We start from the raw sequence: 14,682 nt of genomic DNA, 5'->3' as shown, positions 1-14,682 counted from the left end.
GGTTCTTACCCAATGGTCGATACAAAAGGTTAAATATCGCTGTAAAAATTATGCTTTAATGCAAGGAGTACAGCAAAAACGAACTCTTATGGCACCAATCATCCACTCTTTGCTTGATACCGACTTGTACAAATTTACCATGCTACAGGTGGTCTTACATAAATTCCCGCAAACCCACAGTGTCTATCATTTCCGCTGCCGTAATCTGGAAGATACGGTCTATCCACTGGCGGATATTCTGGATGATTTAAATGCACAGCTGGATCATTTGTGCCGCCTGAAATTTAGCGAAGATGAACTGCAGTATTTGCGCAGTTTACGCTTTATCAAAAGCGACTTTGTCGATTATCTGGAACTGTTCCAGCTCAAGCGCCGTTTTATTCGTGCCGGCATCGACAGTGAAGGGCGTCTGGATATTGTGGTAGAAGGCCCGATGGTTCAGGCCATGATGTTCGAGATTTTTGTGCTGGCCATTGTCAATGAGCTGTATTTCAGCCGTATTCGCAGTGACGAGGTGCTGGCCGAAGGTGAACGCCGTCTACAGGCCAAAGTGGCCTTGGTGCAGCAATATGCCGCCGAGCAGAATCCGGAAGATCCGCCATTTCTGGTTTCGGATTTTGGTACACGCCGCCGTTACAGCTTTGCCTGGCAAAAGCATGTGGTGCAGCAGATTAATGCTGCCGCGCCGGGTGTATTCCGGGGCACCAGCAATGTGCTGCTGGCCAAACAGCTTGGCATTACTCCAATTGGCACCATGGCGCATGAATTTTTACAGGCCTTTCAGGCGCTGGATGTGCGTTTGCGCGACTTCCAGAAAGCGGCACTGGAAACCTGGGTACAGGAATATCGGGGTGACTTGGGGATTGCCCTGACCGATGTGGTCGGGATGGATGCCTTCCTGCGTGATTTTGACCTGTATTTTGCCAAACTGTTTGATGGCCTGCGCCATGACAGTGGCGATCCGTATAGCTGGGGCGACAAAGCCTATGCCCATTATAAAAAGCTGAAAATTGACAGTAAAACCAAGATGCTGACCTTTAGTGATGGCCTGACCCTGGAAAAAGCCTGGGCGCTACACAACTACTTTAAAGACCGCTTCCAGGTCAGTTTCGGGATTGGCACCAACCTAACCAATGATATGGGACAAACTCCGCTGAATATTGTGTTAAAGCTGGTGGAATGTAACCGTCAGTCGGTGGCCAAAATTTCCGACAGTCCGGGCAAAACCATGACCGACAACGACACCTTCCTCGCTTATTTGCGTCAGGTGTTTGATATTCAGGAATAAGCAAAAATACAGGCCAGGTCCAGTGCAAAGGCTGGACCTCGTCCTCTCCCTGCTGGCGCGTTGGCCTCTATCCATTTTTCTGCGCAAGGAATGCAGAAATTCAGGATAACCCTAAAAATGACTTGTGCTAACATCAGGGACAAGGATAGTGATAAAACATACAACCACGATGAATGATGCCACGATCAATTTCGGTCTGTTGATTGAAGCCGAAGACCTGGTGCCCTATTTAGGCAGTGAAAAATTACGTATTGTCGATTTAAGCCGCAACTCGGTCTATGAACAGCTGCATATTCCACATGCGCTACATGTAAAGCCAAAACTATTGCTGCGTCAGGAAGAGTATGCTTCGGGTTTATTGCCGGAGCAGGACGGCCTGGAAGAACTGATCCGCTATTTAAATATTTCCCCTGAGCATCATGTGGTGGCCTATGACGATGAAGGCGGAGCCTGGGCCGGGCGTTTGCTGTGGAATTTACATTGTTTAGGTTTTGAAAACACTAGCCTGCTCAATGGCGGGATTCATGCCTGGCTGGCGGCCGGTCTGCCGACCTCGTCGGAGCTGCCGAGCTTTGCGCCGGTTGAGCATTTGGTGCCGGTACAGCTGAATGATCAGTATCAAATTCAATATGATGCGTTATTAGAGCAGGTACAAAGTGCTGAACTGCAACTCTGGGATTGCCGCACTGCAGAAGAATATAGCGGACAGCGACTGGCGGCGCGACGCGGCGGTCACATGCCGGGCGCCCGACATTTCGAGTGGAGTACTGCCCTTGACCGCGAAAATCATTTAAAATTGCATCCGCTAGAACGCACGCAGCAACGTCTGGAACAACTTGGCTTTGATTTAAGCCAACCGGTGGTGGTGTACTGCCAGTCTCATCATCGTTCCGGTCTGGCCTATATTCTGGGCCGTTTACTGGGTTGGCCAATCCGGGCGTATGCAGGTGCGTGGAGTGAATGGGGCAATCGCCTCGACAGTCCTATCATTACCGGAGAGTTGCCGTCTTGAGCCTCACATCTCGTTTAAAAAAACAATTATTTATTCAGGCCCAGCGCGTGGTACCCCAGCACCAGTTGTCTCGTGTGGTGGGTAAAATTGCTGCCAGTGAACACCCGATGGTGAAAAACGCAGTAATTCAGGCATTTAAAATGCAGTACGGAATTGATATGTCGATTGCCGAGCAAGGCAATGCCCTGAAATTCAAATCCTTTAATGAATTCTTTACCCGTGCCTTAAAAGATGGGGTGCGTGTGGTCGATGCCGATCCGAACAGCATTGTTTCTCCGGCTGATGGCGCGATTTCCCAGCTGGGTAAAATTGAAGATGGTGCAATTTTTCAGGCCAAAGGCCAGAACTTTACGGTTGAAAACCTGATTGCCGATCCACAGCTGGCCGAGCCGTTTAAAAATGGCCAGTTTGCCACTGTGTATTTATCACCGCGGGATTATCACCGGGTGCATATGCCATTTGCCGGTACCTTAACTGAAACCCTGTATGTACCGGGCGAGCTGTTTTCAGTGAACCAGACCACGGCAGAACATATTCCGGGACTGTTTGCCCGTAATGAACGCATGGTCTGCCTGTTTGATACCGAGATGGGCCGGATGGCGGTGGTGCTGGTGGGTGCCATGATTGTGGCCGGTATTGAAACGGTTGCCACCGGCAAGGTCAAACCATCGGGCCGTTTGGAGCTGAACCAGCATGACCTGTTCCTGGAAAAAGGCGCCGAATTAGGCCGTTTCTATCTCGGTTCTACCGCAGTGATTTTATTTGAACAGGATAAAATGCAGTGGGATGCGCAGTATCAGGCCAATTCTCTGGTGGAAATGGGCAAAGCCATAGGTCATCGCCTCTAAGCTGTTTGTATTGAAATGAAAAATGCCCGGATTAATCCGGGCATTTTTATAGGTATTCGGTTTAAAGGCTATATAGCCGTTCTTTGGGAAAGACAGCCTTAAAGGTCGAGCCGCTATTTTCTTTGGACTCCACTTCTAAATGGGCATTGTGCTGCATTAGCACATGCTTGACGATGGCCAGCCCTAAACCGGTACCGCCGGTCTGACGGCTACGTGCGCTATCTACCCGATAAAAACGTTCGGTTAGACGCGGCAGGTGTTTCGGATCAATGCCGATGCCGGTGTCCTGCACACTAAAATAGCCATGCTCACCATCATCATGCCAGCCAATGGTAATGGTGCCGCCTTTCGGGGTATATTTGATGGCGTTGGTAATTAAATTGCTAAAGGCGCTGGCCAGTTCCATATCGGAGCCAATCAGGTCGCAATGACTGTCAATATCCAGATTCAGGGTATGGCCATAATCAATATTGTAGGCATGCGCATCATCAAACAGCTGGTTCATCAGACTTGGCATGTCAATAATCTGGTTTTTAGCAATGGTCTTTTCATTTTCCAGACGCGACAGCAGCAGCAGGTCATTGACCAGCGCATTCATACGCCGGGTTTGCGACTGCATCTGTTCAAAGGCACGTTTCCAGCGCGGATTCATGTCTTCCTGGTCGGTAAAGGTTTCAATATAGCCACTCAGTACGGTCAGCGGGGTGCGTAATTCGTGCGAGATATTGTCGACAAAGTCTTTGCGCATCTGTTCCAGATTGTGCATCCGGGTCATGTCATGTGCCACCAGCAGGCGGCTTTCGCCACCAAAGCGGGTCATTTTGACCTGCACATAGTGTTCATCCAGCACGGTCGATTTGATTTTCAAGCCATCTGGTGCCTGATCAATATGATGAAAATATTCAATAAATGCCGGTTGGCGCAAAATGGTTAAAATATTGCGACCACGATCCAGTGGCTGAATGCCGAGCAGGCGCTCTGCTGCCGGGTTCCACCATTCGATCTGATGGTTATCATCAATCAGCACTACCGCTTCGGCCAGGGCCACTAGTGACGACTGAGCGCGGTCAATCAGCCCGACCATTTCGGCCTGGACAATACGTTCCTGACGCTGCGAGCGGTAGACATTAAATAATAAAGCCCCCCAAATGCCATGCAAATTGGGGGGAACATCATAGGGACGGTTGGCAATCCAGTCATTGACCAGATAGAGGGAGCGCATTTGGGTGGCGAAAAACGCCAGAAAGCCAATAAAAATACAGATCCAGAACTGTTCGATCCCGAGACCAATAAAACCTGCAATTACTAAAAAAAAGATCAGTAAACGGAGATCTTGTTTGGCAAAAGTCCACAAACTGCTGTAACGGACATTCTTGTGGTCACGGGCCAGTTCGGGGACAGGGTATGGTTCATACATAAAAAGCGATTAACCTAAGGCGACATCCGCACGGGTTGAGAAACGGTATCCAGTGCCACGAACCGTTTGTACAAAGCGGTCTGCGCCAAATGGCTCCAGCACCTTGCGTAAACGACGAATATGCACATCAATGGTACGATCCTCAATATATACGTTGCCACCCCAGACCTGGTCAAGTAGTTGTGCACGGGTATAGGCACGTTCCGGATGCGTCATAAAGAAGGCCAAAAGACGATATTCGGTTGGACCCATGTCCAGAATGTTGTCGCCAAAGCTGACGCGCTGGCTAACCGGATCCAGAATCAGGCCGTTGGCATCAATGGTTTTTTCACCATTCAGGGCATTGGCACGGCGCAGTACGGCTTTGATGCGTGACACCAGCTCGCGGGTAGAAAACGGTTTGGTCATGTAGTCGTCGGCACCGGCATCCAGACCCTGAACCTTGTGGTCTTCTTCACCGCGTGCAGTCAGCATGATCACCGGAATTTCCGCCAGGTTTTCATCACGTTTTAAACGACGACACAAATCAACACCGCTGACACCGCCAGGCATCATCCAGTCCAGCAAAATCAGTGCCGGGCGTTGATCGACGATCATCTGATGCGCCTGTTTGGCATCTTCGGCCTGTAAGCAATGAAAGCCGGCCATATCCAATGAGGTATGGATCATCTCTCGGATTGGAAGTTCATCATCGACAATTAAAATGTAGTCATCTTTCACAACGCAATACCCTATAAGTGAACGGTGAACCGTTTATATTTATGACAGGCTTATTACAAAGATTAATTATGACAGTATCATTGCAGAAAGGGCAGACAGCGCTATTTTCGCAATGTTTTGTGACAATTTTTTGTACAGAATGGGCTGAATCCGGAATTCATTTAAAAAAATTTAAATAAAAGATTCAAATATTTAATTTTTCTTGCAGTTTGATGACAGGGATTCAGGCTTTTTTGCTACTTTCTGGCTCCGCTTCGGAAAAATGTTCGAGCAGGGAAATGAACACCACGCTACAGGCGCTGAGCACTTCATCCATTGACTGCTTAAAGCCGCTCATGACCCAGCGGATGGCAATTTGGGTGACATAACCGTTCAGGCCGCTGGCAATTAATGACAGTTCGCGTTCTGAATGCTGCAGGTTTGGCATCATTAGCATGACAAAGGCCTGAATCATGCGGTCAAAGCGCGCCATGCTTTCCTGAATGGTGGCCTGGTTGTGCAGTTCCTGTACCAGCATGGCATCAATATAAATAATCCGAGCCATCTGCGGGTTGTCTTTGAGCGTAGTCAGCAGGGCAGTTAAACCGGCTTCAATCATTTTTTGCGGATTGGTCGAGGCCTGCATGATGGCCTGCATCACATTGTGTTGCAGTGCATCAATCAGCTGTAAAAAAATGGTCTGGAACAAGTCTTCACTTTTTTTGAAGGATTCGTAGAAATAGCGCTCGGTGAGTTTGGCCTCGGTACAAATATCTTTCACCGTGACCGCAAAAAAACCATGCGTGCCATAGGCGTGCAGGCCGGCTTCAATCAGTTTTTCCCGGCGTAGCTGTTTGCGCTCGCTCAGCGATAATCCTTTAAATTGGCGCTCTTTATTTTGGGTATTCTGCGCATTTGGGGGAGCGGGGTGTTGTGCTTCGGTCATAGTAAAAAGGCCAGTTCACATCCTATATTGCTATAGATTAACAAGATTTTGCGCTAAGTGCGAAGTTTGGCACTCAGATTTGAACGCAGCAGACAGAAATCTGCAGGCTTTTGCGTTGACAATGATTATTGTCAAAATTATATTTGAGTGGTGAAATTGAAGTGCGCTGCCGTGCCTGAGGGACGCAGCCAGACCATCCATAAAAAGGAAGCGGAATGAAAAATTTTAAAAATAAAGTCGCGGCGATTACCGGAGCAGGTTCAGGCATTGGCCAGCAGCTGGCCGTATTATTGGCCCAGCAGGGCTGTCATCTGTCTTTAAGTGATGTTAATGAAGAAGGTTTGGCTAAAACCAAAGCCTTGCTGAGTGATTATAACGTGCGAGTGACCACGGCGCAGGTGGATGTGGCAGATCGGGCGGCCATGAAGCACTGGGCTGAACAGACCGTACAGGATCATGGCTCGGTCAATATGATTTTTAACAATGCCGGGGTGGCCTTAGGATCGACTGTTGAAGGTGCCTCTTATGAAGACCTGGAGTGGATTGTCGGGATTAATTTCTGGGGCGTGGTGCATGGCACCAAAGAATTTTTGCCGTATATCAAACAGACTGGTGATGGCCATATTGTCAATATTTCCAGCCTGTTCGGGATTACTGCGCAGCCGACCCAATCGGCCTATAACGCGACCAAGTTTGCGGTACGTGGTTATACCGAGTCGTTACGTCAGGAACTGGATATCCAGAACTGTGGCGTGAGTGCGCTGTGTGTGCATCCGGGCGGGATTCGGACCAATATTGCCAACGCCGCGAAAATGAATGACAGTCTGAGCAGTCTGGGCATGAATTCAGAAAAGTCGATACGCTCTTTTAATAAATTATTGCGTTATCCGGCAGAGCATGCGGCACGCGATATTCTGGATGCGGTTTTAAAAGATAAACGCCGTTTGTTGATTGGTAATGATGCCAAAGCCATTGATTTAATTCAGCGGATTGTCCCAAGTGGCTATCAGCGGGTGATGGCGGTGGCGACCCAGCTGGGCAAAGGCCGTAAATAAACTGTATTTTAAAGAAGCCTGCGTTAAGCGGGCTTTTTTGTGGCTGTTCAGCATATTTCATTTTTTATTTATCTGAAATTCAGAATAAAACTGTCAAGTTTTTGACAGATTTGAATAAGCCGTTTTGACATCATCAGCTCATCCCGAGTGGAAACCTTTAAAAACATCAAAAGAGAAATGAAGGAAATTTAATATGAGCTATGACTATCAACATATTCAGGTCAAACCGATTAATGGCCGTATTGGCGCTGAGATTCAGGGTATTCAATTATCTTCGCAATTAGCGCAAGCGGTGATTCAGGAAATTAATCAGGCGCTATCTCCTGCCCTCAAATCAACACCTCAATGGTCTTTTTCTTCCAGACAAACTGATAATACAGGCCTTGTAAAATACACAGACTGACAAAGGCCAGCGCATAGGCATACCAGATGCCTTGTAATCCCCACCACTGACTGAACAGATAAGCACACGGCACTTCAATCAGCAAAATTGCCAGCACATTAATAATCATTGGCACCGTGACAGTCCCGCTGGCGCGCATAATCGAAGCGAAAATGGCACTGGCCCCAAAGAACAAAATTGACCACAATACAATAAACAGCAGCTGCTGGCCCAGCTCGACCACCTGCGGGTCGGTAATAAACAGCGCCATTAAATATTTCGAGAATAAATAGGCCAGCACCACTAGCATCCCGGTAATCATCAGGTTCATGCCCAAAGCAGTACGGGTGACTTTGGCCAGTAAATCGGACTTGCCAGCCCCAATCGCCTGCGCACCAAAAATAGAGGCGGCAATGGCAATCGACAGCGCCGGAAACTGAATATAGTTCAGCACCTGATTCACCGCACCATAAGCCGCTGTGGCTTCAGCGCCATAACGGTTGACCAGCCCGACAATTACCAGACCGGCCACCGACGTGGTGACCATCTGAATGCCGGTCGGAATACCCAAACGTAAAATAATCTTGCTCAAGATCGGTTGATGGCGAATATTTTTCAGCAATTGCCAATCCGGTCGTAGCGGATGGTTTTTCTTGTTCAGATACACCGCCAGAAAAATCAGCACCGCCAGATAACCAATAATGGTGGCGATAGCCGGGGCAATAATCCCCAGACGCGGAAAACCAAAATAGCCGGCAATCAGCACCGGGGTAATAAACAGCCCGATCAGGCTGGTCATGCCTAAGGCAATTAGGGGGGTAATACTGTCGCCCACGCCGCGTAAAATAGAGGTGTAAATAATATAGACAAACAGCAGCGGGCTGCCGGCCAGCATCCATTGCACATAGGGCAACGACAGATGCATCACCTGCGGATCGGTACCTAAGGCCAGCAGAATGGATTTGGCAAAAATCACACCTAAAATTGCAATGATGGTACCGCCAATCAGGGTCATAAACAGGGTCGAACCGACCACACAGCGCACTTTTTCAATATTCTGCGCGCCCCAGGCCTGCCCGACCAGCACGGTTGAACCTGCGGAAAGCCCGATCACAAAAGCCATTAAACAGAACAGAATCGGGAAAAATACCGCCACCGCTGCAATGGCATCGACACCCATCATCTGGCCAACAAAGACGGTGTTGATGGTGCCAGACAGGTTTTGCAGAATATTGGTGGCAATCAGCGGCAGCAGGAAAATCAGGAAGGTTTTCCAGAGCTTGTGTTGATTCACCAAAGGTTGATGCTGCGGCATGGGCAATCCTGTAACCGGTTTATGATCGTGTGCATGAATGGCTTTACCCTAGCATGCGCCTATAGCAAAAAGCCTTAGCAATTGCGTAACTTAGCTGATCTTATTGACGCATGTTAACAGGCCGAGAAAATTTCTGCGGCCCGATCCAGCGTTTCATCTTTTTTGGCAAAACAGACCCGAATCAGGCGTAAATCATCCGGCGGGGTCTGATAAAAAGCAGAAATCGGAATCGCCACAATCTTGTGCTGCTCGGCCAGATACTGGCACATCTGCAGATCATTTAAATCCGGGCGGATGGCGCGATAGTCCAGATTCTGGAAATAGGTGCCTTGCGCGGGAATCCACTGAAAACGGGAGTGCTGGATACCGGCCTGAAAGCGGTCACGTTTGGCCTGATAGAACGCGGCCAGTTCAGCAATATGTTCCGGATGCTGTTGCATAAATTGTGCCAGTGCGACTTGCACCGGGGTCACACCACAGAAATTGGCAAACTGATAAACCTGCCGGAACAACTGCATCAAAGCCGGTGAAGCCATGCAATAACCGGTTTTCCAGCCGGTGACATGAAAAGTTTTACCAAAAGAACCAATCACAAAACTGCGCTCGTGCAGGGCCGGAAAATCAAGCGCTGAATAATGCTGCTGGCCGTCATAGACCAGATGTTCATAGACCTCATCAGACAGTACGACAATATTGCGATCCTGAATCAGCTCAATCAGGGTCTGCCAGTCCGCGGCTGACCACAGCGTACCGCTCGGGTTATGCGGGGTATTGACGATGATCATGCGGGTACGATCATGAATGGCATCTTTGACCTGATTCCAGTCGACCTGAAAATGGGGCGGTTGCAAGGCCAGATGGATAGCTTTCCCGCCGGCCAGTTGCACGGTGGGTGCATAACTGTCATAGCTGGGATCAAAAATAATCACTTCATCCCCGGCCTGCACCACCGCCTGAATGGCACAGAAAATGGCAATGGTCGCGCCGGCGGTAATACTGATTTCGGTGTGAGGATCAAACGAACGGCCAGTCTGTTGCTGCTTTTGCACAGCCAGCTGTTCTCTGAGCAATAACAGTCCATCACCGGGTGGATACTGGTTCTGGCCCTCTAATGTCGCCTGACACAGGGCCTCCAACAGGGCCGGTGGGGCCGGAAAATCGGGGAAACCCTGTGACACATTCAGGGCATTCAGGCGCTGGGCCAGGGTGGTCATGACACTAAAAATGGTCACACCAAGCGCAGGAAGTTTAGATTGAAGTTCAAGCATGACCATTGACTACCGTTATTGTATTATGTACATCGCATGATAAGCCGCCATCCGCCAGCAATTGAAGCGGTGAGCGAAAAAAACTGAATTAAATCAATTCGACCAGCGCCCGGATAATCCCCAGTGCCAGACCAATAAAGGCCCCCACCACCACGCCATTGACCCGGATCATATGCAGGTCGCCGCCGACCTCGTTTTCAATTTTGCCAATCATCTCGCGTGAATCCCATTCATGAATCCGCTCGCTAATAAAACGGATCACTTTTTCACTGTACTGGTCAGAGAGATTGACGGCGATGCCGCTCATTTTGTCATTTAGCAACTGGCGCACGGCGCCGTTACTGATAATGTTCTCACCGACCTGCTGAATGGCCACGCGCAGGTTTTCCGCAATACCGGAATCGGGTTTTTCCAGATCTGCCCGGATTGCATCACACAGAATCACCACCGCACCACTAATAAAATTCAGCACTTGCGGACTGTCCAGCAGGGCATTTTTGGTCTGGTTTAAACGCTGACTGGCGGCACTGTCCTGATCGGCCAGCTGTTGCATCAGCTGATGTGCCATATCTTCCACTTTTTGTCGCCACGGATGATCGGGATCGGCCAGCATTGAATCGACCCGTTCCAGTAAAGAGTCGATGGTGCGCTGCTGTACATCAATACCAATCCAGCTGGCACCTCTGGCCAGACGCCACACGCCCAGTTCTTTAAACAGGGTGCGGGTCAGCTCGCGGGTTTCTTCCGGATGTTGCAGCATCCAGTCATGCGCCAGATCCAGCCCGCGTTGCAGCACATCCTGATGGAAATCATTTTCCAGCACTGCGCGCAGCATTTCACTGGCCAGATAATTAATGTCAGTATTTTTGACCCATTGCACGCTGTTGTTCTGGATAAAGCGGCCAATCTGTTCCTGCCCGACAAATTCAAAAATCTTCGGTACGGTCTGTTGAATCAGCTGGCTGACCTGCTGGTTGTTCTGTGGATTGGCCAGCCATTTACCCACAGCCAGCGATACATCGGTATTGTGCAGGCTGCGCTGTACAATTTGCGGTGACAGGAAATTTTCCTGAACAAAACGTCCCATCGATTCGGCAATACGGTCTTTGTTGCGCGGAATAATTTCAGTATGGTCCCGCAGAAACTTGGGAATGGGCAGTCGGCCAAAGGGATTACGAAACAGCACGGTAATCGCATACCAGTCAGCCAGTCCGCCGACCACGCCAGCTTCGGCTGACAGCATCAGAATATGAATCAGCCAGATATAGTCGGGCAGCAGTTTGGCCAGCACCATTAAACAGATCCAGGCCAGCACGGCCGTGATCAGGGCCATGGTGGCAAAACGCTTGCTGCGTTGCAGGTTTGGAGAAGTCGGTGCTGGCGCTGTCTGCATGCATGTTTCCCTAGTTTGAAGTGGCTACCGGTGGCTGTAACACCTGACCGCCTGGACTGAGCCCGTATTTTCCACCCAGTGACTGCAAGATCAGGCGAGCATCAAAGGCATCACTTGGGGCGCTTTTTTGATCTTTATAACATTGAATCGTATAGGAAACCTGAATCGGGTCAACATTAATGACCTGCGGGTAGTCATAAAATGGGTCAGGCCAGAAAGCCGGATGGCGACGATAATAGCCATAAGGATAAAAGCTCGGTGCCGGATAGACCACAGCCTGACGCGGTGGCTGCTGGCTGCGGTTACTTGGATCATCCAGCACTTTAAAGAAGGTATGGCCCTGTTGCAGCGTGGTTTGCGCAGCTTTGACCAGGGTAATTTCTTCGGCGGTGCCAAAGCTCATGTTGGGACGGGCCTGAAAACTGATGCGATAGGTCTGGCTGTTCAGCGGCGTCACCGAATATTGACCCAGCTGGTCAAAGGTCAGCGGCTTGGATGGTGTGGTGGCACAGCCGCCCAGCAGCAGACTGAGCCCGAGGCCTAAACCAAGAATTAGATGTTTCATGCTGTTCTCCTGTGAAGATACTGCAAGGGGAGAATGAACCGCGTTTTAATTAAAAACTGCTGTTCGGTTGGGTCAGGAACTCCAATTCTTCTGCGCTTGATTGGCGTCCCAATATTTGATTGCGATGTGGATAACGGCCAAAGCGCTCAATAATCACTTTATGTTTCAGTTCATAGCCCAACACGGTGGGGTCATTCAAACTTTCAAACAACGTTAATGCGACTTCGTGAATACGTTTGGATTCACTGTGCATAAACGGCATATATAGAAAACGACGTTCGGTTGGGTTTAAGTCCTGATCCAATTTTAAGTGAATCATTTCTTGTGCCAACACCAAGGCCATTCCATCTTGGGCAAAGGCACGCGGGTCATTACGGTATAAATTACGTGATAATTGATCTAAAACAATGATTTCAGCCAAACGACCTGCGGGTGTTTCACGCCATGTCCATAGTTCTCCTTGTGCCGCTTGTTGCAGTACATCGGTAAATTTTTCTGCAAGCACGGCATCAAACTCTGCGCTTTTGACAAACCAGTTCGGTTCCGCAGCAGGAGAAAACCAAAAATCTAAAAAATCCTGATAATTCATACACTTTATTATTTACCTCTGTTCTTTTGATTATAAAATCACAAATTTAGCATGTCTTATAGTGCAACTTTGTGATAAAAAATTGCCAAATTAAAATTTATTGACGTTGACCACTTTATTAAATGTCAGCATGCCCCAAAATCATCATTTTGTTAGAAAAAACAGCCCAAGCGCATGTGCTGATGCCAAATCAAGTTATACTTGAACGGTAGCAATTTCATCTCAGATCATCTGCATGATAGAGAAAATTGCCACCGACCCAAAATCAGCCTGTGGTTTATGTCGTATTTGTAGTGTATTGGATTAAGCGAGAGTGTAATGAGTCAACCCGAACCAAATGCGCAAGATGTTCTACCAACATGGGTAGACGCTGCGTTGCTTCAAGGGATGTTGCGCGGGATTGAACGCGAAAGTCTGCGTATGCAAAGCGATGGCTTCTTGTCGCAGCAAGCACATCCTCAAGCCTTGGGTTCGGCACTGACTCATCCGCATATCACCACCGATTATTCCGAAGCATTAATGGAGTTTATTACTCCGCCGCAGGACAGTATTCCGGGTGCACTGAATTATTTAAGCGATATTCATGCCGTAGTGCACCGTCAGCTGGAACATGAAGAAAAACTCTGGCCACTGTCAATGCCGTGTATGCTGGATGATGCCGAAGAACGCATTCCGCTGGCGCAATATGGCAGCTCCAATATTGGCCGTTTCAAGACCTTATACCGTCATGGTTTGGGGGTGCGCTATGGACGCCGGATGCAGACCATTTCCGGGGTGCATTATAATCTGTCTTTCCCGGATGCCTTATTTGAAGCGCTGCAACAACAAGAAAGCGATGAGGCACTCAAAAATCTGAGCCTGCAGGATTATCGCAGCCATCGCTATTTCGGTTTAATCCGTAATTTTATTCGCCTGACTCCACTGGTGATGCTGGTGGTCGGTGCCAGTCCATCGGTGTGTCAGTGTTTTATGACCGGCCGTGAACATCATTTGCTGCCACTGGTACGCGGCACGCTGTTCCTGCCGTATGCTACCGCCTTGCGTATGGGCCGTTTTGGCTATCAGAATTCGGCGCAAAAACAGCTCGGGATTCACTATAACAACCTGAGTGGTTATTTAGAGGGTCTGCAAAAAGCCGTCAAAACCCCGTATCAGCCATTTAGCCGTTTGGGTCTGAATGATGCACAGGGTGAGCCGATTCAGATCAATGATCACGTGCTGCAAATTGAAAACGAATACTACAGTCTGGTGCGTCCAAAACAGGTGCCGCAGGCGGGTGAAACCCCATCTCAGGCGCTGGCCAATCGTGGGGTCGGCTATGTCGAATTACGCGCAGTCGATGTCAATCCGTATAGTCCAATCGGGATTGATGAACACACCGCCGGCTTCCTGGAAGCGCTGGCGCTGTACTGTCTGCTGAAAGACAGCCCGGCGTTATTGGATGATGAACAGGACATTATTGAGCGCAATCAGGCCGAAGTCGTGAATCGTGGCCGTGCGCCAAATGCCACCATTTTGGCAGATGGCCAGTCCTATCCAATTGAAGACTGGAGCCGTAGTCATGTTCAGGCCATGCAGCCTTTGGCTGAACTGCTGGATCAGGCCTATGCCACAACGCTATATAGTCAGGGTCTGGCGACCATGCTCGGCCGGATTGATGAAGTCGATGCGACGCTATCCGCGCAGGTGATTGAAGATACCTTACATCAGGGCGGCACCTGGAATTTTGGCAGCCATATGGCGCAGCAACATGCTGACGTCTATCAGGCGCATGTATTAAGCCCGGAAACGCTGGCCTATTTTGAAGACATGGCCCAGCAATCATTGCAACAACAACAGCAACTTGAGCAGGAACAGACCTTGAGTTTTGAGCAGTTCCTGACTCAGTACCGATAAAAATAGAAA

13 protein-coding genes are annotated in these 14,682 nt (G+C 49.1%); 5 read left to right on the top strand and 8 right to left on the bottom strand.

Annotated features, from left to right (window positions below):
* The first annotated feature begins 88 nt into the window (after window positions 1–88).
* The 3 genes from pncB to asd all read left to right on the top strand — a co-directional run bounded on the left by pncB (window position 89) and on the right by asd (window position 3,148).
* Complete coding sequence (gene pncB, locus GA693_RS11725) at window positions 89–1,288, top strand: nicotinate phosphoribosyltransferase (RefSeq protein ID WP_087662325.1); 1,200 nt, start codon at window positions 89–91, stop codon at window positions 1,286–1,288.
* Between the two features lie 169 nt (window positions 1,289–1,457).
* Window positions 1,458–2,300, top strand: a complete 843-nt coding sequence (locus GA693_RS11720; RefSeq protein ID WP_005180899.1) for a sulfurtransferase — start codon at window positions 1,458–1,460, stop codon at window positions 2,298–2,300.
* Window positions 2,297–3,148 (top strand): archaetidylserine decarboxylase, encoded by an 852-nt coding sequence (asd, locus tag GA693_RS11715; RefSeq protein WP_160240836.1) that lies wholly within the window; start codon window positions 2,297–2,299, stop codon window positions 3,146–3,148. Before GA693_RS11720 ends, asd begins: the two co-directional genes overlap by 4 nt.
* Window positions 3,149–3,209: 61 nt before the next feature.
* On the opposite strand, the gene phoR is transcribed toward asd, so the two are convergent.
* The 3 genes from phoR to GA693_RS11700 all read right to left on the bottom strand — a co-directional run bounded on the left by phoR (window position 3,210) and on the right by GA693_RS11700 (window position 6,210).
* Complete coding sequence (gene phoR / locus GA693_RS11710; protein WP_016658705.1) at window positions 3,210–4,565, bottom strand: phosphate regulon sensor histidine kinase PhoR; 1,356 nt, start codon at window positions 4,563–4,565, stop codon at window positions 3,210–3,212.
* A 9-nt stretch (window positions 4,566–4,574) separates the two neighbouring features.
* Window positions 4,575–5,285, bottom strand: a complete 711-nt coding sequence (gene phoB / locus GA693_RS11705; RefSeq protein ID WP_005180894.1) for a phosphate regulon transcriptional regulator PhoB — start codon at window positions 5,283–5,285, stop codon at window positions 4,575–4,577.
* 223 nt (window positions 5,286–5,508) lie between these two features.
* Window positions 5,509–6,210 (bottom strand): TetR/AcrR family transcriptional regulator, encoded by a 702-nt coding sequence (locus GA693_RS11700; protein ID WP_005180893.1) that lies wholly within the window; start codon window positions 6,208–6,210, stop codon window positions 5,509–5,511.
* Between the two features lie 215 nt (window positions 6,211–6,425).
* Here GA693_RS11700 and GA693_RS11695 point away from each other — a divergent pair, with 215 nt between their 5' ends.
* Entirely contained in the window at window positions 6,426–7,265 is an 840-nt protein-coding gene (locus tag GA693_RS11695; RefSeq protein ID WP_016658706.1) for an SDR family NAD(P)-dependent oxidoreductase, read from the top strand.
* 329 nt (window positions 7,266–7,594) lie between these two features.
* Here the strand turns inward: GA693_RS11695 and GA693_RS11685 are convergent, their stop codons facing one another.
* The 5 genes from GA693_RS11685 to GA693_RS11665 all read right to left on the bottom strand — a co-directional run bounded on the left by GA693_RS11685 (window position 7,595) and on the right by GA693_RS11665 (window position 12,777).
* The gene (locus GA693_RS11685; protein ID WP_005180888.1) at window positions 7,595–8,962 is read right to left on the bottom strand and encodes an MATE family efflux transporter; all 1,368 of its coding nucleotides are present in this window, start codon (window positions 8,960–8,962) and stop codon (window positions 7,595–7,597) included.
* Between the two features lie 113 nt (window positions 8,963–9,075).
* On the bottom strand, window positions 9,076–10,230 hold the full coding sequence (locus GA693_RS11680; protein ID WP_160240837.1) for a methionine aminotransferase: 1,155 nt from the start codon (window positions 10,228–10,230) through the stop codon (window positions 9,076–9,078).
* An 88-nt stretch (window positions 10,231–10,318) separates the two neighbouring features.
* A complete protein-coding gene (locus GA693_RS11675) occupies window positions 10,319–11,623 on the bottom strand; it encodes a DUF445 domain-containing protein (protein ID WP_016658710.1) in 1,305 nt (434 codons plus the stop codon).
* Between the two features lie 10 nt (window positions 11,624–11,633).
* Window positions 11,634–12,188: a CC0125/CC1285 family lipoprotein gene (locus GA693_RS11670; RefSeq protein WP_005180882.1), complete on the bottom strand. Its 555-nt coding sequence runs from the start codon at window positions 12,186–12,188 to the stop codon at window positions 11,634–11,636.
* 49 nt (window positions 12,189–12,237) lie between these two features.
* Window positions 12,238–12,777, bottom strand: coding sequence for a DUF924 family protein (locus tag GA693_RS11665; RefSeq protein ID WP_005180881.1), 540 nt, complete (start codon window positions 12,775–12,777; stop codon window positions 12,238–12,240).
* 318 nt (window positions 12,778–13,095) lie between these two features.
* Here GA693_RS11665 and gshA point away from each other — a divergent pair, with 318 nt between their 5' ends.
* Entirely contained in the window at window positions 13,096–14,673 is a 1,578-nt protein-coding gene (gshA, locus tag GA693_RS11660) for a glutamate--cysteine ligase (RefSeq protein ID WP_160240839.1), read from the top strand.
* The last annotated feature ends 9 nt before the right edge of the window (window positions 14,674–14,682 follow it).

The sequence above is a fragment of the Acinetobacter indicus genome (assembly GCF_009914475.1).
In the GTDB taxonomy this organism is placed as follows: Bacteria; Pseudomonadota; Gammaproteobacteria; order Pseudomonadales; family Moraxellaceae; genus Acinetobacter; species Acinetobacter indicus.
This window is presented reverse-complemented; position numbering and strand designations above follow the sequence as displayed.

Excerpts from the sequence above, each read along its gene's own strand:
- pncB (WP_087662325.1), top strand. The coding sequence starts at position 89 with ATGGCACCAATCATCCACTCTTTGCTTGATACCGACTTGTACAAATTT.
- GA693_RS11720 (WP_005180899.1), top strand. The coding sequence starts at position 1,458 with ATGAATGATGCCACGATCAATTTCGGTCTGTTGATTGAAGCCGAAGAC.
- phoR (WP_016658705.1), bottom strand. The coding sequence starts at position 4,565 with ATGTATGAACCATACCCTGTCCCCGAACTGGCCCGTGACCACAAGAAT.
- GA693_RS11700 (WP_005180893.1), bottom strand. The coding sequence starts at position 6,210 with ATGACCGAAGCACAACACCCCGCTCCCCCAAATGCGCAGAATACCCAA.
- GA693_RS11695 (WP_016658706.1), top strand. The coding sequence starts at position 6,426 with ATGAAAAATTTTAAAAATAAAGTCGCGGCGATTACCGGAGCAGGTTCA.
- GA693_RS11685 (WP_005180888.1), bottom strand. The coding sequence starts at position 8,962 with ATGCCGCAGCATCAACCTTTGGTGAATCAACACAAGCTCTGGAAAACC.
- GA693_RS11680 (WP_160240837.1), bottom strand. The coding sequence starts at position 10,230 with ATGCTTGAACTTCAATCTAAACTTCCTGCGCTTGGTGTGACCATTTTT.
- GA693_RS11675 (WP_016658710.1), bottom strand. The coding sequence starts at position 11,623 with ATGCAGACAGCGCCAGCACCGACTTCTCCAAACCTGCAACGCAGCAAG.
- GA693_RS11670 (WP_005180882.1), bottom strand. The coding sequence starts at position 12,188 with ATGAAACATCTAATTCTTGGTTTAGGCCTCGGGCTCAGTCTGCTGCTG.
- GA693_RS11665 (WP_005180881.1), bottom strand. The coding sequence starts at position 12,777 with ATGAATTATCAGGATTTTTTAGATTTTTGGTTTTCTCCTGCTGCGGAA.
- gshA (WP_160240839.1), top strand. The coding sequence starts at position 13,096 with ATGAGTCAACCCGAACCAAATGCGCAAGATGTTCTACCAACATGGGTA.